Origin of the sequence: uncultured Winogradskyella sp. (assembly GCF_947498005.1) — a bacterium.
Lineage (GTDB): Bacteria > Bacteroidota > Bacteroidia > Flavobacteriales > Flavobacteriaceae > Winogradskyella.
The window spans coordinates 23,894-46,872 of the sequence record NZ_CANMIW010000004.1 but is presented as its reverse complement, the minus strand read 5'-3'; the positions used below and the strand labels follow the sequence as shown (position 1 = coordinate 46,872).

At 34.0% G+C, this 22,979-nt stretch carries 15 protein-coding genes; 12 read left to right on the top strand and 3 right to left on the bottom strand.

From position 1 onward, the window contains the following. The first annotated feature begins 66 nt into the window (after positions 1-66). Positions 67-3,726: a phosphoribosylformylglycinamidine synthase gene (gene purL / locus Q0891_RS08395; protein ID WP_299100685.1), complete on the top strand. Its 3,660-nt coding sequence runs from the start codon at positions 67-69 to the stop codon at positions 3,724-3,726. A 65-nt stretch (positions 3,727-3,791) separates the two neighbouring features. Here the strand turns inward: purL and Q0891_RS08390 are convergent, their stop codons facing one another. Continuing rightward, the gene (locus Q0891_RS08390) at positions 3,792-6,404 is read right to left on the bottom strand and encodes a chondroitinase-B domain-containing protein (RefSeq protein WP_299100683.1); all 2,613 of its coding nucleotides are present in this window, start codon (positions 6,402-6,404) and stop codon (positions 3,792-3,794) included. Positions 6,405-6,649: 245 nt separating this feature from the next. Here Q0891_RS08390 and Q0891_RS08385 point away from each other — a divergent pair, with 245 nt between their 5' ends. The 6 genes from Q0891_RS08385 (at position 6,650) to Q0891_RS08360 (ending at position 14,989) form a co-directional block, all read left to right on the top strand. Beyond that, a complete protein-coding gene (locus Q0891_RS08385; RefSeq protein WP_299100681.1) occupies positions 6,650-8,419 on the top strand; it encodes a long-chain fatty acid--CoA ligase in 1,770 nt (589 codons plus the stop codon). A gap of 143 nt (positions 8,420-8,562) precedes the next feature. Continuing rightward, on the top strand, positions 8,563-8,955 hold the full coding sequence (locus tag Q0891_RS08380) for a hypothetical protein (RefSeq protein ID WP_299100679.1): 393 nt from the start codon (positions 8,563-8,565) through the stop codon (positions 8,953-8,955). A gap of 134 nt (positions 8,956-9,089) precedes the next feature. Beyond that, complete coding sequence (locus Q0891_RS08375; RefSeq protein WP_299100677.1) at positions 9,090-9,545, top strand: MarR family transcriptional regulator; 456 nt, start codon at positions 9,090-9,092, stop codon at positions 9,543-9,545. Between the two features lies 1 nt (position 9,546). After that, positions 9,547-11,955: a 3-hydroxyacyl-CoA dehydrogenase/enoyl-CoA hydratase family protein gene (locus Q0891_RS08370; RefSeq protein ID WP_299100675.1), complete on the top strand. Its 2,409-nt coding sequence runs from the start codon at positions 9,547-9,549 to the stop codon at positions 11,953-11,955. Positions 11,956-11,960: 5 nt separating this feature from the next. After that, entirely contained in the window at positions 11,961-13,154 is a 1,194-nt protein-coding gene (locus tag Q0891_RS08365; RefSeq protein ID WP_299100673.1) for an acetyl-CoA C-acyltransferase, read from the top strand. Positions 13,155-13,180: 26 nt separating this feature from the next. Next, on the top strand, positions 13,181-14,989 hold the full coding sequence (locus tag Q0891_RS08360; protein ID WP_299100671.1) for an acyl-CoA dehydrogenase family protein: 1,809 nt from the start codon (positions 13,181-13,183) through the stop codon (positions 14,987-14,989). Between the two features lie 103 nt (positions 14,990-15,092). On the opposite strand, the gene Q0891_RS08355 is transcribed toward Q0891_RS08360, so the two are convergent. Together Q0891_RS08355 and Q0891_RS08350 are read right to left on the bottom strand one after the other, a co-directional pair. After that, positions 15,093-16,514 (bottom strand): M56/M15 family metallopeptidase, encoded by a 1,422-nt coding sequence (locus tag Q0891_RS08355; protein ID WP_299100669.1) that lies wholly within the window; start codon positions 16,512-16,514, stop codon positions 15,093-15,095. Next, positions 16,511-16,948, bottom strand: a complete 438-nt coding sequence (locus tag Q0891_RS08350; protein WP_367179565.1) for a BlaI/MecI/CopY family transcriptional regulator — start codon at positions 16,946-16,948, stop codon at positions 16,511-16,513. Before Q0891_RS08350 ends, Q0891_RS08355 begins: the two co-directional genes overlap by 4 nt. Before the next feature lie 37 nt (positions 16,949-16,985). On the opposite strand from Q0891_RS08350, the gene Q0891_RS08345 reads away from it, so the two are divergent. Genes Q0891_RS08345 through Q0891_RS08325 form a run of 5 tightly spaced genes read left to right on the top strand, consistent with a single transcriptional unit; the run spans position 16,986 to position 22,979 of the window. Beyond that, the gene (locus Q0891_RS08345; protein WP_299100665.1) at positions 16,986-18,251 is read left to right on the top strand and encodes a nuclear transport factor 2 family protein; all 1,266 of its coding nucleotides are present in this window, start codon (positions 16,986-16,988) and stop codon (positions 18,249-18,251) included. A gap of 7 nt (positions 18,252-18,258) precedes the next feature. Then, complete coding sequence (locus Q0891_RS08340; protein ID WP_299100663.1) at positions 18,259-19,410, top strand: DUF6265 family protein; 1,152 nt, start codon at positions 18,259-18,261, stop codon at positions 19,408-19,410. Between the two features lie 4 nt (positions 19,411-19,414). Beyond that, positions 19,415-20,761, top strand: coding sequence for a M28 family metallopeptidase (locus Q0891_RS08335; RefSeq protein ID WP_299100661.1), 1,347 nt, complete (start codon positions 19,415-19,417; stop codon positions 20,759-20,761). Between the two features lie 4 nt (positions 20,762-20,765). Then, a complete protein-coding gene (locus Q0891_RS08330) occupies positions 20,766-22,403 on the top strand; it encodes a M1 family metallopeptidase (RefSeq protein ID WP_299100659.1) in 1,638 nt (545 codons plus the stop codon). Further along, positions 22,404-22,979, top strand: a complete 576-nt coding sequence (locus tag Q0891_RS08325) for a YdeI family protein (RefSeq protein ID WP_299100657.1) — start codon at positions 22,404-22,406, stop codon at positions 22,977-22,979.

Below are 22,979 nucleotides of genomic sequence, written 5' to 3'. Positions count from 1 at the left end.
TTCTACAAAAACCCACAAATTAAATTAACTTTGCATTTTATTTTTCACATCAAAATAAACCAATAAATGATTCATTTCTTCGGAAACCAAAACAGTAAAGTTTACGCTGTTCAAGCCACAAAAGAATTATCAACTGCAACCATCTCAAAATTGACATGGTTATTTGCCAACCAACCTAAAATAGAACAAGCATCACTAGATGCTTTTTTTGTTGGACCAAGAGCGGCAATGATAACACCTTGGAGTACAAATGCAGTAGAAATTACTCAGAATATGGGAATTTCAAATATTATTAGAATTGAAGAATTCACTTCTGTTTCTGATGATTTTTCTGAATTCGACCCAATGATTTCTGAAAAATATCAAAGTCTGAATCAAGATATTTTCAAAATTGATATTCAACCTGAAGCAATTTTAAACATAGAAGATATTTCAGCCTATAACGAACAAGAAGGTTTATCACTTAGTGAGGAAGAAGTTGCATATCTAGAAGGTGTTGCTGAAAAAATTGGCAGACCTCTAACAGATTCTGAAGTTTTCGGTTTTTCTCAAGTCAACTCAGAGCACTGTCGTCATAAAATATTCAATGGTACGTTTGTTATAGATGGCGAAGAAAAGGACACTTCTTTATTCAAACTTATTAAAGAAACATCAAAACAAAATCCAAACGATATTGTTTCAGCATACAAGGATAACGTTGCTTTTATTAAAGGACCAATTGTGGAGCAGTTTGCACCTCAACGTGCAGATATACCAGATTTTTATACAACAAAAAATTACGAATCTGTAATCTCATTAAAAGCAGAAACACATAATTTCCCAACAACCGTTGAGCCATTTAATGGAGCTGCAACTGGTTCAGGTGGAGAAATTAGAGATAGATTAGCTGGTGGAAAAGGCTCATTACCTTTAGCTGGTACTGCGGTTTATATGACGTCTTACTCAAGATTAAACGACGAACGTCCATGGGAAAAAGCTTTTCCAGAACGTAAATGGTTGTACCAAACACCAATGGATATTTTAATTAAAGCAAGTAATGGTGCTTCAGACTTTGGTAACAAATTTGGTCAACCGTTAATTTGTGGTTCAGTTTTAACGTTTGAACATAGCGATAACAATGGCAAAATTGGTTACGACAAAGTGATTATGCAAGCTGGTGGTATAGGTTATGGTAAAGCAGAACAAGCGCTTAAAGATGTACCAAAAGATGGCGATAAAATAGTAATTCTTGGTGGTGACAATTATAGAATCGGAATGGGAGGCGCTGCAGTGTCTTCTGCAGATACTGGTGCTTTAGCTTCTGGTATTGAGCTAAATGCTGTACAACGTTCTAATCCAGAAATGCAAAAACGTGCTGCCAATGCTGTCCGTGGTATGGTAGAAAGCGACGAAAATTTCATTGTTTCTATTCACGATCATGGTGCTGGTGGACATTTAAATTGTTTATCAGAATTGGTAGAAGATACAGGTGGACATATTGATTTAGATAAATTACCTGTTGGCGATCCTACGTTATCTGCCAAAGAAAAAATTGGTAACGAATCTCAAGAGCGAATGGGATTAGTTATTGCCGATGAACATTTAGAGACGTTGCATAAAATAGCAGACAGAGAACGCTCGCCTATTTATGATGTTGGTGAAGTAACAGGAAAACATAGATTTACTTTTGAGTCTAAAACTACTGGTGAAAAACCAATGGATTTAGCTTTAGAAGATATGTTTGGAAGTTCTCCAAAAACGATAATGAATGATGTTACAGTTGAAAAAGAATACAGTGGCATTTCATATAACACCAAAAATTTCTACGATTATTTAGACCAAGTATTACAACTTGAAGCTGTTGCCTCAAAAGATTGGTTAACAAATAAAGTAGACCGTTGTGTTGGTGGAAAAGTTGCCAAACAACAATGTGTTGGTCCATTACAATTACCACTAAATAATGTTGGTGTAATGGCATTAGACTTTAAAGGTAAAGAAGGTATTGCAACATCCATTGGGCACTCGCCTATTTCGGGTTTAATTAATCCTGAAGCAGGAAGTCGTAATTCAATTGCAGAAGCTTTAACAAATATTATTTGGGCACCACTAAAAGATGGTCTTAAAAGTATTTCTTTATCTGCCAATTGGATGTGGCCTTGTAAAAATAAAGGTGAAGATGCACGTTTGTATGAAGCTGTAAAAGCGATTTCAGAATTTTCAATAGATTTAGGTATTAATGTACCAACAGGAAAAGACTCTTTATCAATGAAGCAAAAATATCCTGATGGTGATGTTATTTCTCCTGGTACAGTGATTATTTCTGCTGCTGCAAATTGTAATGATATAACTAAAGTTGTAGAGCCTGTTTTACAAAAAGGCAAAGGGTCTATTTATTATATTAATCTATCTCAAGATTCTTACGAGTTAGGTGGAAGTTCTTTTGCGCAAATCAATAATAAAATAGGAAATACTACGCCTAATATTAAAAGTGCAGCTTACGTAAAAACGGTATTTAATACCATTCAAGATTTAATAAAGAAAGACCAAATTGTTGCAGGACACGATGTGGCTTCTGGTGGATTAATAACCACCTTATTAGAACTTTGCTTTGCTGATAATAATTTAGGTGCTGAGTTAGATTTATCTAGTCTTGGTGAAAAAGATTCTTTTAAAGTATTATTTGCTGAAAATGCAGGACTTATTTTTCAATCTTCTGATGATGCAATTGAAGCTGAATTAACTAATGCAAATATTGATTTCCATAAAATTGGAGAGGTTACAGAAAGTGATGTCTTAGGCGTAATCAATGGTAACGACGTCTTTACCATGACCGTTTCAAGATTAAGAGATATGTGGTTTGAAACATCATACTTACTCGATGAGAAACAAACAGCAAATGGTTTAGCGAAAGATAGATTTGATAACTATAAAAATCAGGCTTTAGATTTTAAACTTCCAACACATTTCACTGGAAAATTAGATACAATAGCTTCTGATGCAGTAAGACCAAAAGCAGCAATTTTAAGAGAAAAAGGCTCTAATTCAGAACGAGAAATGGCAAATGCTATGTATTTAGCTGGTTTTGATGTTAAAGATGTACACATGACGGATTTAATTTCTGGTAGAGAAACTCTAGAAGATATTCAGTTTTTAGGCGCTGTTGGTGGCTTTAGTAATTCTGATGTTTTAGGTTCTGCTAAAGGTTGGGCTGGTGCCATAAAATATAATGAGAAAGCGAATAAGGTCATTAATGATTTCTTTAACAGAGAGGATACCTTATCCGTTGGGATTTGTAATGGTTGCCAATTAATGATGGAATTAGATTTGGTAAATCCAGAGCATGAGAATCATGGCAAAATGACCTATAATGATTCTCATAAGCACGAAAGTGGCTTCACTTCGGTTAAAATTCAAGAAAACAATTCTGTAATGCTATCTAGTTTAGCTGGTAGCACTTTAGGTGTTTGGATTTCTCATGGCGAAGGAAAATTTAGCCTTCCATATGCTGAAGAAAAATATAATATAGTTGCTAAATATGGATATGAAGGATATCCTGCAAATCCTAATGGTTCAGATTTTAATACGGCTATGTTAACCGACAAAACAGGAAGACACTTAGTAACCATGCCTCATATAGAACGTTCTATTTTTCAATGGAATTGGGCCAACTATCCACAAGATAGAAACGATGAAGTTTCGCCTTGGCTGGAGGCTTTTATTAATGCTAGGAAATGGTTAGAGAAATAAATAGAATCATAAAAAAAAGCTTTTACAAAATGTAAAAGCTTTTTTTTGGGTTAAAAACTAAAGCACTAATCTTTTATAATAAGCTGAGTATATTTTAAACCTACTTCGTTAGATAAACTAAGAATATAGCTTCCCTTAGATAGATTAGTTATATCGATAGTATATGAAGAATTGATAAAATCTGTATTCATATTCACAATTAATTTACCTTCTAAACTGTAAATCTTAGCAGATTCAATTTGCGTGTCATTTAATATTTCAATATTTATCACATCCTTCGAAGGATTAGGATAAACTTTCAAATTTTCACTAAAATCAAATTCATTAACTGATAAGGCATTAGATCCAAAAAACTCAATTTCCGCAATGGTACTCCAAGCACTTGTTCTAGTATCCCCTGCACTATTAAATCTTCCATAACCTATCATTTTCACATAACGCGCAGCAGCTGAGAATTGATATTGATTAAAATCCATAGTATTTGTTGCTGTTAACAATAAATCTTCTGTCTCTGGTAGAACTTTATTAAAATCTGCTTCATTTGTTCCTGTTGTAGATACCCATATTTGATACCCAAAGGCATCTGATTTATTTGTTGTACTAAACTGAATTAAATCTAAATTATACTCAGACCCTAAATCATATATAATGTATTCTCCATCACCTTTATAATCGCCTGAAACAATTGAGCCGTCTTGTGCAGCCCAAATAGATGAACTTGTATTTACCTTATCTAAGGTATTGATTGCTACTTCTGGTGGACTATCACTAGCGTTATCACTAGAAAACGAATGAATAGAAACTGGCCCTCCTCCTGCAACATCGTTAATTAGATCATATAAATCTGTTAGGTCTGCACCTTCTTGAGTAACATTTAATGTTCTAACAATATCATCTCCACCTGGATCTTGTGTAAACGTTACAGAACCTGTTCTGCTATTAACGTCTGTGTTTTCCGTCACTGAAACCGAAACAGTGTCGTCACCAGATCCAGAATTAATATCAATAGAAATCCATGCATCATTAGACATCGCTGTCCAACTTACATTAGCATATACGGAAACATCATAACTCCCAGCTTCTGCATCTAATGTTTCTAAACTACTCACGGTTAGTGACTCTGGAATTTCAATAACACAGTTACCATCAATTATATTACCACCTAAATTATCTACAAAACAAGCACCAATTCCGTAACCGACCATATCATCTGTTATTGGCAAATACGATCCCATATCTGCACCTTTACCAGCAGATCCTGCTCCTGAAAACGTAAATATTTCGCCATCTGCAGTAGCAGAAATTCCTGTCTCTTCAGAAAAACCTGTATTGGTTTCTCCTAACGCGCTTCCTGTGTAAACGTTTCCTGTGTAAGATAATGCTGTTCCTAAGTCGGCATACGAGGTTGCAGTATCTCCTGATATAACATCTGTAATATTTCCATTACCAGACGTAAAGTAAATTAAATTGTTATCCACTGAACCGGTAGGATCCGTAGACCCCTTATCTGTGTTATAAAATAAAGGTGCATTCGTATTTATAATAGTATTATTAGAAAGTGTAATATTTTCAGATTTTTGATAACCATTAGAAACACTTGTAGAAGTACATACCACCGAATTATTATCGCCACCTCCTAAAAAGGTAACACCATTATTCCACTTGGCTTGGCTAACAACTGTAATACAATCTTGGATATAATTATTTGTAATTACATGATCACTATCCGTAATTCTAATACCACCTGTTCCATCTATGTTTTCTCCTAAAAAGTAATTACCTTCAACCGTTGCATTAGATCCATGACGTAGCACTAATGAACCTCTACAGCGTCTGAATGTATTATTAGTATAGGTATTATTTTTACTCTTATTTGTAATAATTTCATTCTCTCCATCAGCCTTGACAAAGTAGTTATTACTAACTGTGGCATTACTATTTACATTCTGATATTCACTAGTACCAATACGAATCGTTTCACTATCACCAGAGTTACTTAAGGTATTATCAATTTTTACGTAATTATAGAAATAATTATTACTAATTGTATGACCTACAATATCGCAACGTGTATTAGTCACGCCTTCATCTGGTGTTGCGTTATATGCATATTCTGCTAAAATTAAAGCACCAGCACTTTCCTTATTCATGAATGAACAGTTAATAACAGTATTATATGTGCCATATAACACAATCCATCTGTGTTTTGTTATGGATCCATCTGCAATATCATCCGCAATATCATCAGGATGAATTTCTAATCCATCAATAACACAATTTTGAATGGTACTGTGATTGGCATAGTCATAACCATTTCTAAACTGAATAAAATTACTTGCACCATAGCCACCTTGCCAGTGAAAACCATCAACTACAACATAATCTCCACCAATATTCATTTGTAATCCACCTGTAAACTTTACGCCACCTGGAGTTTCTGCTCTAAATACAATTGGGTCTGTTGCTGTCCCATTTCCAACGAAGTCTATACGTTCATCAGAATCATAGATACCATTAGACAATATAATCACATCTCCAGGCAGATACGTCTGGTCTTCTAAATCCTCTGGATCACTAATAGTATAGGTGGTTTGAGAAAACAAATTTAGAGATGATAACAGCATCACAATGAATGTGATATGATAAAATTGAAATTTAAAAGTGTAAAGATTATTCATAAGTCGTTATTTAATTTAGTTTATAAAATCACAACTGGAAGACCAGATTGGTTAACCAATTATTTTCAATTTAAAAGTAATTAAAAAATTAAAAATTAGCCCTCTTAATTGAAGAAAAAAAATAAATAAATTATGAATACACCAAAAAATCCTAATAAATATTATTAAGTCCACCCTTTTTTTATTCGAAATTTGAAAATCCTTTTTATTTTCATAATTTGCGCTGTTATAATCGTAATGCATAAATGACAGAAATAACTCGACTTTTTGATTTTCCATATTATCAGTTAGAAAATAAACCTAACAAATCGGCTTTAGTTACTAAATACAATGGTAAATGGGAACATACCTCCACACAAGAATATATTGACAAAGCAAACGCAATAAGTAGAGCATTGCTAAGGCTTGGCATTCAAAAAGACGATAAGATAGCTGTTATTTCTACGACGAATAGGACCGAATGGAATATACTGGATATCGGAGTCCTTCAAACTGGAGCACAAAATATACCAGTTTACCCAACTATTTCAGCAGAAGATTACGAGTATGTTTTAAATCATAGCGAATCTATCTATTGTTTTGTTTCTGACGCTGAAGTTTTAGAAAAAGTTAGAATAGTACAAGCAAACACCAAGGTAAAAGAAGTCTATTCTTTTGATCATATAGAAGGTTGTAAGCATTACTCTGAGTTATTTGAACTCGGAAAAGATGATAGCAATCAAGCAGAAGTTGAAGCAAGAAAAGACGCTGTTCTGCCAAATGATTTAGCAACCATCATCTATACATCTGGTACAACAGGCAAACCCAAAGGTGTTATGCTATCTCACTGGAATATTACTAGTAACGCTCTAGACAGCTCTCCTAGAGTACCTTTGGTTGACGGCGAAAATAGAATTTTAAGTTTCTTACCAATCTGTCACATATTTGAACGTTTACTTATTTATGTGTATCAGCATGCTGGTGCATCTATCTATTTTGCAGAGGCCATTGATAAAATTGGAGACAATGCCAAAGAGATAAACCCAAATCTAATGAGTGTAGTACCACGCTTATTAGAAAAGGTATTTGATAAAATTATGCTTAAAGGCGAAGAATTAACCGGTATTAAAAAAGGTTTATTCTTTTGGGCTGTAGGTTTAGGTGAAAAATGGGAACCATATGGTGCTAATGGCGCATGGTATGAGTTCAAACTTAAAATAGCTAATAAACTTATATTCAGTAAATGGAGAGAAGCATTAGGTGGTAATTTGGGCACTATGGTTTCTGGGAGCGCAGCGTTACAACCACGTTTAGCACGAATCTTTGGAGCTGCAAAAATGCAAGTTATGGAAGGTTACGGACTAACTGAAACTTCACCTGTTGTTGGCGTAGGAGTTTACAAAGGCAATGGTTATAAAGTAGGAACCGTAGGTAAGCCAATCAATAATGTTGAAGTAAAAATTGCCGAAGATGGCGAGGTGCTCATAAAAGGACCTAACGTTATGTTAGGCTATTATAAAGATCCGGAAAAAACGGCAAGCGTAATGACTGGAGACTATTTCCATACAGGAGATAAAGGGGAAATTGATGCTGAAGGTTTTCTAAAAATTACAGGTCGTAAGAAAGAAATGTTTAAAACTTCTGGTGGTAAATATGTAATTCCGCCATTATTAGAAAACGATATGAAACAATCGCTTTTCATAGAACAAATTATGGTTGTTGGTGAAGGGGAAAAAATGCCTGCTGCTTTAATTCAACCAAATTTTGATTTTATTAGAGACTGGATTGACCATAAACAGAATGGTATTGGTAAAACCGAAAAAGAAATTTCAAGTTCAGAGTTAGTAATTAATCGTATTCAATTAGAAATTGACAAGTACAATAAAAATTTTGGTAAATGGGAACAAATAAAACGTTTTGAACTCACACCTGATGTATGGTCAATCGATGGAGGACATCTTACTCCAACTATGAAAATGAAACGTGCAATCATAAAAGAAATCTATAAAGATTTATACGAAAAGATTTACCGATAAAAAGACTTGGAATTCCCTACTTTGCAAGTCCAACTTCTCTTTTTATAAATGTTAAACGTAAAAACGAAACCGTTAATCCCTGATAATTAATCATTTATGTAAATTTTCGTATTTTAGGTATTACTAACCATTTAATACCAACCATGAAAACCAAAACGTTTATCATTGCTGGCATATGCGGAGGAATAGTCAATTGGCTTTTAAGTTGGCTCAGTTATGGTATTGTTCTAGCAGATTATTATCCTCTACCGCAAGAAAACCTTCGCTCATTTACTTATGTATTTCTTGGGTGTCTATCAATAGCATTTTTTTTATCTTATTTCTTTAATCGTTGGGCCCAAATAGCCACCATTACAACTGGAGCAAGAGCAGGTGCATTCTTTGGCTTCTTCTTATCTATATCTTACGGTTTCATCGCAATGGCAATGGATAGTTCTATGTCAGCTGAATTGCTTACCTTGGATGTTGCAACTTCAATTGTAATTACTGGAATTACTGGAGCTGTTATCGGTTTTATTAATAAAAAAGTACGATAATCGCAATTAAACACACCTGTAATAACATATCTCGAAATTTAATAGCTGCTATTTTTAAATATTCATAATAATATTTTTCTTATTTATTATGCGTGCATAGTATTTTTTATTATATTTGATTCCAATAATGCTTTATGAAAGACAAAACAATTGATTACATACTGAGAACCACCTGGTTAGCGGTAAATAAAATGTATAACGAAGAAGCCGTAAAATTCGACTCTACCATGGCAATTGGTTTTGCATTGTTAAGTATTGATCCAGAAAAAGGAACACCTTCTACCTCCTTAGGACCTAAAATGGGTATGGAAGCAACAAGTCTCTCTAGGACATTAAAAACTATGGAAACGAAAGGTTTAATTGAGCGCAGACCAAATCCAGATGATGGAAGAGGTGTATTAATATTTCTAACAGATTTTGGCCGTGAAAAAAGAAATTATTCTAAAGAGCGCGTGTTAACGTTTAATGAAACTATAAAAGCAAATGTTTCAGATGCTGAATTAAAAAGCTTTCAAAAAGTAGCCGAAGTCATCAATAACATGATTTCAAACAAACAGATATACAACAATAAAGAACACATTTTAAAATAAGATGAGTAAACGAAGAATTAAAAAAATCGCCATTATTGGTTCAGGAATTATGGGAAGCGGCATCGCTTGTCATTTCGCCAATATTGGTGTAGATGTTTTATTATTAGACATCGTACCAAGAGAACTTAACGCTAAGGAACAAGCCAAAGGCTTAACTTTAGAAGATAAAGTGGTTAGAAATCGATTAGTAAATGATGCTTTAACCGCATCTATAAAATCGAAACCTGCACCACTGTATCATCCTTCATTTAAAAACAGAATTACAACTGGTAATCTTGAAGATGACATTGCTAAAGTAAAAGATGTCGATTGGATTATGGAAGTTGTTGTTGAGCGTCTAGACATAAAACAACAAGTGTTTGAAAAGCTTGAACAACACAGAACACCAGGAACGTTAATTACATCTAACACATCTGGTATTCCTATTAAATTTATGAGCGAAGGACGTAGTGAAGATTTCCAGAAACATTTCTGTGGAACACACTTTTTTAATCCTGCGCGTTACTTAAAGTTATTCGAAATAATCCCAGGACCTAAAACGGATGCGTCTGTTTTAGAATTCTTAAATGGTTATGGCGAACAATTCTTAGGAAAAACATCAGTAATTGCTAAAGATACACCTGCTTTTATAGGAAATAGAATCGGGATTTTCAGCATACAGAGTTTATTTCACGCGGTTAAAGATTTAGATTTAACCATTGAGGAAGTAGATAAATTATCTGGTCCTGTAATTGGTCGTCCTAAATCGGCAACTTTTAGAACCGTTGATGTAGTAGGATTAGATACTTTAGTGCATGTAGCCAATGGTATCGCTGAAAACTGTAAAGATGATGAGCGTTTAGAGTTATTTCAATTACCAGATTTCATCAATACCATGATGGAAAATAAATGGTTAGGAAGCAAAACAGGACAAGGTTTTTACAAGAAAACAAAAAATGATAAAGGTAAAACTGAGATTCTTTCATTAGACCTTAACACTTTAGAATATAGAGAAAAGAAACGTGCAAAATTTGCTACCTTAGAATTGACTAAAACCGTTGATAAAGTTGTAGATCGTTTTAAAATTTTAGTAAAAGGAAAAGACAAAGCTGGCGAATTCTACAGAAAGAGTTTCTCTGCTTTATTTGCTTATGTTTCAAACCGTATTCCAGAAATCACTGACGATTTGTACAAAATCGATGATGCTATGAAAGCTGGATTTGGTTGGGAACATGGTCCTTTTCAAATTTGGGATGCTATAGGCGTTGAAAAAGGTATTGAAATGATGCAAGTTGAAGGTTTAAAACCTGCAGATTGGGTACAAGATATGTTGCAGTCTGGTAGTGATAGCTTCTACTCTATTAAAGATGGAGCGACTTATGCGTACAACATTCCTACTAAATTACAAGAAAAAATTCCTGGTCAGGACAGTTTCATCATATTAGATAACATCAGAAAAACATCTGAAGTATTTAAAAACTCTGGTGTTGTTGTTGAAGATTTAGGTGATGGTATTCTTAATGTAGAATTTCAGTCTAAAATGAATACTATTGGTGGCGACGTTTTGGCAGGATTGAATAAAGCCATTGATTTAGCCGAAAAAGATTTCGCAGGATTAGTTGTTGGAAATCAAGCTGCAAATTTCTCTGTTGGTGCAAACATTGGTATGATTTTCATGATGGCTGCAGAGCAAGAATATGATGAGCTAAATATGGCCATCAAATATTTCCAAGACACTATGATGCGTATGCGTTATTCTGCAATTCCAACCGTTGCTGCACCTCATGGTATGGCACTTGGTGGAGGCTGTGAATTATCAATGCACGCAGATAAAGTGGTTGCAGCAGCAGAAACTTACATCGGCTTGGTTGAGTTTGGTGTTGGTGTTATTCCTGGTGGTGGAGGTTCTAAAGAAATGACTTTAAGAGCTTCAGATACCTTCAAAAAAGGCGATGTACAATTAAATACACTTCAAGAATATTTTTTAACGATCGGCATGGCAAAAGTAGCAACATCTGCTTACGAAGCTTATGATTTAGGCATTCTTCAAAAAGGAAAAGATATCGTTGTTGTTAATAAAGATCGTCAAATAGCAGTTGCAAAACAACATGCAAAATTAATGGCAGATATGGGTTACACACAACCTGTAAAACGTACAGATATTAAAGTTCTTGGTAAACAGGCTTTAAGCATGTTTATGGTTGGTACAGACTCTATGCAAGACAGCAACTACATTAGTGAACACGACAGAAAAATTGCGAATAAACTGGGCTACGTTATGGCTGGTGGCGATTTATCTGAACCAACTTTAGTAAGCGAACAGTATTTATTGGATTTAGAGCGTGAAGCTTTCTTGTCTTTATGTACTGAACGTAAAACTTTAGAACGTATTCAACACATGCTAACAAAAGGTAAACCTTTAAGAAACTAAGAAAAATGAAAACAGCATATATAGTAAAAGCATACAGAACCGCAGTTGGTAAAGCACCTAAAGGCGTGTTCCGTTTTAAAAGAACAGATGAATTGGCTGCAGAAACCATTCAATACATGATGAAAGAACTGCCAAATTTAGACCCAAAGCGTATTGACGATGTTATTGTTGGTAACGCCATGCCAGAAGGTTCTCAAGGATTAAACATGGCACGATTAATCTCGTTAATGGGATTAGAAGTGATTGATGTTCCTGGTGTAACCGTTAATCGTTTTTGCTCTTCTGGAGTTGAAACTATCGGAATGGCAACTGCAAAAATTCAAGCAGGAATGGCAGATTGTATCATTGCAGGTGGTGCAGAAAGCATGAGTAGCGTACCAATGACAGGTTTTAAACCAGAATTGAATTACGACGCCATTGTAAAAAATGGTCATGAAGATTATTATTGGGGAATGGGAAATACGGCTGAAGCAGTAGCTAACCAATTCAATGTATCTCGTGAAGACCAAGATGAGTTCGCCTACAATTCTCACATGAAAGCATTAAAAGCGCAAGCTGAGGATCGTTTTCAAGATCAAATTGTGCCTATTGAAGTTGAACAAACATATATAGATGCCAACGGAAAAAAAGCCACTAAATCTTACACTGTAACTAAAGACGAAGGTCCAAGAAAAGGAACAAGTAAAGAAGCTTTAGCGAAATTAAGGGCAGTATTTGCTGCTGGTGGAAGTGTTACAGCTGGTAACTCGTCTCAAATGAGTGATGGGGCAGCATTTGTTATGGTAATGAGTGAAGACATGGTTAAAGAATTAAATCTAGAACCTGTTGCAAGAATGGTAAACTATGCTGCTGCAGGTGTAGAACCACGTATTATGGGAATTGGACCAGTAAAAGCAATCCCAAAAGCATTAAAACAAGCAGGTTTAAAGCAAGATGATTTAAGCTTAATTGAATTAAATGAAGCTTTTGCCTCCCAATCTTTAGCAGTAATTAGAGAATTAAACCTTAATCCAGATATCATTAACGTGAATGGTGGAGCCATTGCATTAGGTCATCCATTAGGTTGTACAGGAGCAAAACTATCTGTCCAACTATTTGATGAAATGCGTAAGCGTGATATGAAAGGGAAATATGGAGCAGTAACAATGTGTGTTGGTACTGGTCAAGGCGCATGCGGAATATTCGAATTTTTAAATTAATAAAAGAACTTAATATAAAATATAAAATGGCAGATACAGAAAAAGATATCCTACGTGGAGGTCAATTCTTAGTAAAAGAAACAAACTGTGAAGACGTTTTCACACCTGAAGATTTTTCAGAAGAACAAGCAATGATGAAGGATTCTGTAATGGAATTCAATGACAGAGAAATCATTCCTCATAAAGCAAGATTTGAAGCTAAAGATTATGCCTTAACCGAGGAAGTTATGCGCAAAGCTGGAGATATGGGCTTTTTGAGCGTAGCTGTTCCTGAAGCTTATGGCGGAATGGGAATGGGATTTGTATCTACCGTTTTAACCTGTGATTATATTTCTTCTGGAACGGGTTCTTTTAGTACTGCTTTTGGTGCACATACAGGTATTGGTACTATGCCAATTACATTATATGGTACGGAAGCCCAAAAACAAAAATATGTACCTAAATTAGCGTCTGGCGAATGGTTTGGTGCGTATTGTTTAACAGAACCTGGTGCAGGATCTGATGCCAATTCTGGTAAAACAACTGCTGAATTATCTGCAGATGGAAAATCTTATAAAATCAACGGACAAAAAATGTGGATCTCTAATGCAGGCTTCTGTAGTGTGATGATCGTTTTTGCACGTATTGAAGATGATAAAAATATTACCGGTTTCATAGTTGAATATAATGGCGATAGTCCTAACGGAATTACTTTAGGAGAAGAAGAACACAAACTAGGAATTAGAGCAAGTTCTACGCGTCAAGTATTTTTTAACGATACAGTTGTACCTGTAGAAAATATGTTAGCTGGTCGTGGTGAAGGATTTAAGATTGCTATGAACGCACTAAATGTTGGTCGTATTAAATTAGCAGCAGCTTGTTTAGATTCTCAAAGACGAATTTTAACGACCGCAGTAGATTATGCTAACGAGCGTAAACAATTTAAAACACCTATCGCCAATTTTGGAGCAATAAAAACCAAATTAGCAGAAATGGCAGCTAGTGCTTATGCAGGCGAATCTGCAACCTATAGAGCTGCAAAAAACATCGAAGACAGAATCGCGATTAGAGAAGCTGCAGGTAACACACATCAAGAAGCTGAACTTAAAGGAGTTGAAGAATATGCAATAGAATGCTCTATATTAAAAGTAGCTGTTTCTGAAGATGTACAAAATGCTGCTGATGAAGGTATCCAGATTTTTGGTGGAATGGGATTCTCTGAAGAAACACCAATGGAATCTGCATGGAGAGATGCGCGTATTGCTCGTATTTATGAAGGTACTAACGAGATTAACAGAATGTTAGCCGTTGGTATGTTAGTAAAGAAAGCTATGAAAGGTCATGTAGATTTATTAGGTCCTGCGCAAGCTGTACAAGAAGAATTAATGGGAATTCCTTCGTTTGATACGCCAGATTATTCTGAATTATTTTCTGAAGAAAAGCAAATGATTGCAAAACTTAAGAAAACATTCTTGATGGTCGCTGGTGGTGCGGTTCAGAAATTTGGACCTCAACTAGAAGAGCACCAACAATTATTGATTGCTGCTGCAGATATCTTAATTGAAATCTATATGGCAGAATCAGCAATTTTAAGAACAGAGAAAAATGTAAAACGTACTAGCGAAAAAGAGCAATCTGCTCAAATAGCAATGGCGAAATTATATTTATATCACGCTGTAGATATCATCGAAGAAAAAGGAAAAGAAAGTATTATTTCTTTTGCTGAAGGTGATGAACAACGTATGATGTTAATGGGACTTAAACGTTTCACTAAATATGCAAACTATCCAGATATTGTAGATTTACGTATCGAGATTGCAGAAAAAGTAAAAGCAGAAAATAAGTACTGTTTCTAATGATTCAATAATTAGACTAACTCAAATAATTCTAATTATAAAGCCAATTCTTCCAAAATAAAATTTGGATTGAATTGGCTTTTTTAATTTGCGAACATCTATCCTACTCTTTCATTAGTAATGCTTCATAAATAGTCTTTGCAATTTCCTGTTGTTTTTTAGTATTAGTCACTATAGCATAATCTTTAACATTAGTTAAAAAGCCAATCTCTAACAACACAGATGGACTTTCAGATTCTTTAATTATTTTAAAATTACTAGGAATCAGCTTTGATGACTCAAAGCCAAGTTCTAAAAGTTTTGAAGCTATTCTAGAACTATAAGACATGGAACTACTGTGGCGTTCAATATTTTCACTTTCATAATAATAAGCTTCAATACCTGAACGACTTACATCCGAATGTGCATTACAATGCAGACTTAATACTAGGTCAGGCTTTTGCTCGTTTATAAAATCTATTCTTTCTTGTAAAGACGAAAACTCATCACTGTCTCTAGACATTATAAATTTTACTTTATCATCACTAAGTAGTTTTAATTGCTTAGAAATTGTCAATACAATATCTTTTTCACTGATATTATTAGAAATTTGACCAGAATCTTTTCCACCATGACCTGCATCTACGATAACCACAAGTGGTTCTTTTAAATCCTTATAAGAACTAAAGGCAAAGACACCTGCAAAAAGCAACATAACAGATGCTATTTTTAAAGTTCGGTTTAATACTGAGGTTTTTGATTGATGTAACATAATAATTCGATTTTTGATTTGAATGAAATTAAATCCGCTAGTTAGAGGAATGCGGTATTCCTTTTGACCTAAGTTTATAATGGTATTTGAATAATTCTCTATGTCAATACCTGAAGACACCGATTTATCATCAGCTAAATATTCATGATTCTGAAGTATCGCTTTTCTGTATAACCAAATGATTGGGTTAAGCCAAAACAAACAAATTAACAGCTCTATAAAAATGATATCCAATATATGCCGTTCTTCAAAATGAACAGTTTCATGTTTTAAAATACTCGTAAATCCTTCATCATGTAAATCTTGATTTTCATTTATAAATACATAATTGAAGAAACTCGAAACCAATTTAGAATCCTTACTTCTAATCAATTTCAGGTTTCCTAAACGTTCGTGTTTATGTCTTGTAAGTTTGAATATTTGAAAGAAGTTCTTCAAAAATCGAAAAACAAAAAACAAACTAATGGTTAAATACACATAGAAAAATGGGCTTCTTTGAGAAGTATTAATCATTTCAATTTCCCCAAATTCTACATTTTCTATAGTTTCTAAGCTAGCTGATGCATTAGTTAACGTATTAATTGGTAATTCGGTAATACGAGGTACCGAATTAAAGAACTCAATTTCTAACAAAGGAGATATTAAACACAATACTAACGAACCTATTAAGAAAAATCGATTAAACTGAAACGTTTTTTGTTTTCTCAGCAACAAAAAATACAAGCCATAAGCGCATGCTAAACTTATAGTTGTATAAATAAAATAACCTATCATTTGTTTTTCTTTTTAGTCATTTTTTCTTTCAATAGATCTTGCAATTCTTGCATCTCTTCCATTGAGAAATCGGCATTTTTAGTAAAGAATGAAGCAAATTGCGCCTTAGAATCGTTAAAAAAATGTTGAATCATGCCATTGACCTGCTTTGAGAAATAATCATTCTTTTTAAGAATTGGGTAATATTGCTTATCTCTTCCTAAGCGCTCAAAACCAATATAGTCTTTGTCTGTCATTCGCTTTAACAAAGTCGAAATTGTTGTATATGCTGGTCTCGGTTCAGGATACTTCTCTACAATATCTTTCATAAATCCTTTTTCAAGCATCCACAAGTACTTCATTATCTGTAGTTCGGATTTATTTAGCTGTTTTATATCCACAATTATAGTTTTAATACTACAAATGTAGTAATAAAAATTTATTGTGCAAATCATTTATAAAAATTCTATCTTTAAAAAAACTTAAAGTAAGATGCGTTATATTATTATTGCCTTGTGTTTATTACCATTAATTACGTTTTCACAATCTAATACTGAAATATTTCTTTTCGATTTAAAAATTAACAATTCTAAAATTGAATTGAGTAATCCAACAAACATTTCAAATAATGAAGGCTATGACAACCAACCTTCGTTTCTAGATGATCGTTATATTATTTTTTCATCTACGCGAAATGGGCAAACAGACATTGCTAAATATGATACTCGTTACCAGGCAAAGATTTGGGTCAATCATACTGATGGTAGTAAATACACACCTTTAAAAATTCCAAATAAACATGAAGTTTCCGCAGTACGTTTAGATCAAGATGGTAAGCAACGGTTATATAGTTATAGTCTAAGCAACGGACAATCTACAGAACTCTTAAAAGATATGGTTGTGGCATATTATACATGGTATGACGATTCAACTATAGTAGCTTCAGTCATTGCAGAAGCCAATCTAAATCTTTATGTTTTAGATACAGAAGGTAAAGTTCACATCAAGGTTGACGAAAATGTTGGTAGGTCAATTCATAAAATTCCAAATTCTGATTTAGTAAGTTTCATATCAAAAAAGAATAAAAATCAATGGCAGATTAAATCCCTGAATCCCAAGACAGGTGCTATCAAAACTATTGCTAATACATTGCAAAACGTTGAAGATATTTGCTGGTTAGATGATAAAACAATTCTTTCAGGAAAAGACAATGTTCTTTATAAATTAACTTTAAATAAAGATAATAACTGGAAAACAGTGGCCGATTTATCCTCAGCTGGTATTCAAAACATAACCCGACTTGCAGTGAATCCTTCAGCTTCAAATTTATTAATAGCAGGCGATGTTAAGATTACTACAGAAACAGTTGAAGAAACTAACAATAACATAGATGAGCAACAAAATACAGTTATAGATGACAATGAAGAAACTTCTGAAGTAGAAAAAATTATTCAGAGAAATCTAGACGCCTACAATTCTAGAGATATTGATGGTTTTATGAAAGATTATGCTGACAATATTAAACTATATAACTATCCAAACACCTTGCGTACTGAAGGAAAAGAAGCCATGCAAAAGAGTTATAAAAGCTGGTTTGAATCCACACCAGACTTGAGAGCATTTGTTAAAAAACGAATCGTCATTGGCAATAAAGTAATTGATGAAGAGCAGGTAACAGCCAATGGCAAAATTTTTAATGCAGTTGCTATTTACGAAGTAGAGAATGGTTTAATTACTAAAGTGACATTCATACAATAACTTAAATATGAAAAAAATTATAGTTCTATTTTTAATTTCTAGCTTGATTTGCAACGCTCAAGACGAAAAAACTTTAGCTCCAAAATTAGAAAATATTGCTTGGATATCTGGTTCATGGCATGGCGAAGCCTTTGGTGGTACAACTGAGGAGATTTGGAGTGAGCCTTCAGGTGGTTCCATGATGGCAACGTTTAAATTAATCCACAACGGTAAAGTTTCTTTCTATGAAATTGAAATTATTCGCGAAGTAGAAAACACATTAATGCTTCAACTCAAACATTTTAGATGGGATTTAAAAGGCTGGGAATCTAAAGATGCTACAGTCGATTTTCCACTTATAAAAATCACAGAAAATAAAGCTATTTTTGAAGGTATGGTTTTCGAAAAAGTATCACCTACCGTAATGAATATCTATGTAGATATTGAGGACAAAGGAAAAACTGAAACTGTAAAGTTCAATTATAAAAAGAAATCTGAAAAAGCTAAACCTATTAATCAGTTCATTACTGTAAAGAAAGCTAAAACAACACCAATTATTGACGGTAAAGCAGATGAAACCATTTGGGCAAATAGTGGTTGGTTGCCGTTAGACCAAACTTGGCTTGGTGATGCATACACAACGGAGGACTTTTCTGGTCGTTATAAACTCTCTTGGACAGAAGACGCGCTTTACCTTTTAGCGGAAACTTTAGATGATAAGTTAGTTGATAACAACGCTGATCCATTAACTGCATGGTGGGACGATGATTGTTTAGAAATATTTGTCGACGAAGACAATAGTGGTGGTGAACATCAGTACAACCATAATGCTTTCGCATATCACATTGCCTTAGATGGCAATGTAGTAGATATGTCTACGAAGAAAACAGGCAAGCTTTACAATTCTCATCTAGAATCTAAACGCATAACAATTGGGAATAAGACCACTTGGGAAGTTAAAATCTCATTATTTAACGATACCTACAATGATGAGGAAGATAACGTTGCTGTTAAACTAAAACCTAACAAAATGATAGGTTTTGCATTAGCATATTGCGACAATGACAATAGCAAAGAACGCGAAAATTTTATCGGCTCTGTATATGTTGAAGGAACAGATAAAAACAAAGGTTGGATTGATGCTAATATTTTCGGAACTTTAAAACTTATAAATCACTAATTACATGAAGCATTACTTTTTACTTTTTACCCTCGCGATGGTAATAAATTCTTTTGCACAAACAGATCAAAAAATCTACGATATTGTCGATGCCATTTCAGAGGAGAATCTACGTAGTGACGTAAAAAAACTAGCTGACTTTGGTACACGTCATACACTAAGTGATACAGTTTCAGAAACTAGAGGCATTGGAGCAGCAAGACGATGGATAAAATATCAATTCGATATTATTTCTAAAGACTGTAATAACTGTCTTAACGTATTTTTTCAAAGTAATTTTGTTGAGAAAGGTGCCAACCAGCGTATTGTAAAAGATGTTAATGTGGTTAATGTTGTGGCTATTCAAAAAGGTACAAAATATCCTAATCGCTATATAATAATGAGTGGCGACATTGACTCTAGAGTTACAGATCCTAATGATTTTACCTCAGATGCTCCTGGCGCAAACGATAATGCCACAGGTATGGCAGGTGCTATGGAAGCCGCACGAGTTTTATCTAAATACAAATTTGAAAATAGTATTATTTATGTTGGCCTGTCTGGTGAAGAACAAGGCTTGTTTGGTGGACAAGGATTAGCGAAATACGCTAAAGAACAAAACTGGGACATTATAGGTGTTTTAAATAATGATATGATTGGAAATATTTCTGGTGTAGATGGGATAATTGACAACCGTACATTCCGAATTTTTTCTGAACCAATAACAACCGCAGAAACAGATCCAAAAAAATTAGCTAATCAAAATAGAACGCGTCGTTACTATGGCGGCGAAATTGATGGTATTTCACGTCAGTTGGCTCGCTATGTTTATAAAACTACAAATACGTACATGCCAGAGATGAACCCAATGTTGGTCTACAGATTAGATCGTTTTGGTCGTGGAGGACATCATAGACCCTTTAATGACATGGGTTTTGCTGGTTTACGAATTATGGAAGCACATGAGAATTATACGCAACAACATCAAGATATTAGAACGGAAAATGGTATTGATTATGGTGATACTTTTGAGCACGTTAATATTCCGTATTGCAAAAAATTAACTGCTGTTAATGCAATAACAATGGCGAGCCTTGCCTCTGCTCCACCTTCTCCAAAAGAAGTTGGTATTGGAGGAATTGTTGAAGCTTCAGTAAAACTAAAATGGTCTAAAATTGAAGGTGCAAAAGGCTATAAAATTTATTGGCGAGATACGACATCGCCAACTTGGGATCATAGTAGATTTGTAGAAGATATTACTGAATTTACGTTAGATGGTATCGTGGTAGACAATTCATATTTTGGTGTTGCTTCTGTAGGCGAAAATGGTCATGAGAGCGTCGTTGTTTTTCCAAATAAAATTTTAAGATAATTACATGAAGCAAACTGCGCTTGTATTAATAACACTTTTCTTCTTTTTAAGTTGTCAAGGTCAAGGTCTACTGACAGACAAAAATAATTTTACTCGACAAGATACTCTAAGAGGTAGTATTACACCAGAACGTGAATGGTGGGATTTAACGTATTATCATTTGGATATAGAAGTTATACCAGATGATAAATTCATTTCAGGAAAAAACACTATTCACTATAAGGTTTTGCAATCACAACAAGTGATGCAAATAGATTTACAACACCCATTAAAAATTACTAAGGTACTTCAAAACGGAAAAGCATTAGAAGTTAAACATGATGGTAATGCACATTTCGTTTCACTATTAGAAAACCAAAAAATAGGCACAGTAAATTCTATTGATGTCTATTATGAAGGTCATCCAAAAGAAGCTAAACGTGCACCTTGGGATGGTGGATTTTCATGGAAAAAAGATAAGAATGGCAACCATTTTATAGCTACATCTTGCCAAGGATTGGGTGCTAGTGTATGGTGGCCAAATAAAGATCATATGTATGATGAAGTGGATAGTATGCTTATCAGTGTTACTAACCCAAAAACGTTAACCAATGTATCTAACGGAAGGCTGAGAGCATTAGTAGAAAACAAGAATAATACAGTAACATCACACTGGTTTGTAAATAACCCAATCAATAATTATGGTGTAAATGTAAACATTGGAGACTACGTGAATTTTTCTGAGGTTTATAATGGAGAAAAAGGGGATTTAGACATGAATTATTATGTTTTAAGAGATCATCTTGAAACCGCAAAAACCCATTTTAAGGACGCTCCAAAAATGATGAAAGCATTTGAGCATTGGTTTGGTCCTTATCCATTTTACGAAGACAGCTTTAAACTCGTAGAAGTCCCATATTTAGGTATGGAACACCAAAGTTCTGTAACCTATGGCAATAAATACAAACAAGGCTATTTGGGTCGTGATTTATCTGGTACAGGCTTAGGTCTTAAGTTCGATTTTATTATTATTCACGAAGCTGGTCATGAATGGTTTGCCAATAACATTACCAATAAAGATATTGCAGACATGTGGATCCATGAAGGGTTTACCTCCTATTCTGAAAACTTGTTTCTAGATTATTACTACGGTAAAGAAGCATCAGCAGATTACGTTATTGGTACACGAAGAAATATTCAAAATGATAAACCTTTAATTGGAAATTATAATGTAAACAATGAAGGCTCTAGTGATATGTACTATAAAGGTGCAAATATTTTACATACGCTACGTCAGTTAATAGAAGATGATGAAAAATGGCGCGGAATCTTAAGGGGAATGAATGCTGAATTTTATCATCAAACCGTGACAACAGACCAGATTGAAAATTATCTAAGTAAAGAAACTGGTAAAGACTTAACAGCATTTTTTAATCAGTATTTAAGAACGATTAAAATTCCGACATTGGAATATTCAATTTCGGATACCTTATTAAAATTCCGATGGACAAATACAGTTGAAAATTTTGACATGCCAATTCAAGTTGAATTTAATGACCAATCCAAATGGATATTTCCTACTACTGAGTGGCAATCAACAGAAATCGTTTCTAAAAAAATTAAGATTGATAGAGATTTCTATGTGAAATCTAAAAAAATATAAATGTCAGATTTAAAAGAACTCTATTTTAAAACAGATAAGGAATGGCGAGATTGGTTGCACCAAAATCATAAATCTGAACAAGGTATTTATCTCATATTTTACAAAGTAGACCATTCAATGGCTTCAATGCGTTGGGAAGAAGCAGTACGAGTTGCACTTTGTTACGGTTGGATAGATGCAACAGTTAAAAGCTTAGGCGAAGGTAAACGACGTCAATATTTTTGCCCACGAAAATCCAAAAGTGTTTGGAGCGCTGTAAATAAAAAGCACTTAATAGAATTAGAAAGAGATAAGTTAATTCATCCATCTGGCTATGATGCTATTAAAATTGCGAAAGAAAATGGCAGTTGGTCTGCTCTAGACGATGTTGAGAATGGGATTATTCCTGAAAATCTGCAAATCGCGTTTAACAACAATAAAAAGGCCTACGATAATTACCTCAACTTTGCTCCTAGTTATAGAAAAGGTTATTTGTATTGGTTAAACCAAGCTAAAAGAGAGGCGACTCAACAAAAAAGAATCGCAGAGATTATAAAACTCTGCGATGCTAATATTAAAAGTCGTGATAATCGGTAA